Annotated in this window: 1 protein-coding gene; it reads left to right on the forward strand. The window is 39.5% G+C overall.

Annotated features, from left to right (window positions below; translation table 11 throughout):
- Nucleotides 1–231: metal ABC transporter permease (locus C1E99_RS01870; protein WP_193441780.1), on the forward strand; the 231-nt coding region annotated here is incomplete at its 5' end.
- Nucleotides 232–276 lie beyond the last annotated feature (45 nt).

The following is a 276-nucleotide window of genomic DNA, read 5'->3' on the forward strand; positions in this document are numbered from 1 at the left end:
GTTATTGTTTTCTTGGTGGCACCAAGTATGGCTGCCCTACGTTGGGTCAAATCCTTTTGGCAATTGCTTCTTTTAGGGCAAGGTATCGCTATTCTAACGGTTGTGCTTGGTTTTTTAGTGGCCAATCAACTGGATTTAACCATGTCAGGGACCTGCGCCGTTGTCAGCCTTCTTGTGGTTTGTTCAAGTATTATTCTAAAAAATACTTGGTCACGGTCATCTGATAAGTGAAATTGTCAGAATTTTTTGTTATTATAGTCATTAAGAAAGACAAAG

This window comes from Streptococcus suis (genome assembly GCF_002964045.1).
In the GTDB taxonomy this organism is placed as follows: domain Bacteria; phylum Bacillota; class Bacilli; order Lactobacillales; family Streptococcaceae; genus Streptococcus; species Streptococcus suis_U.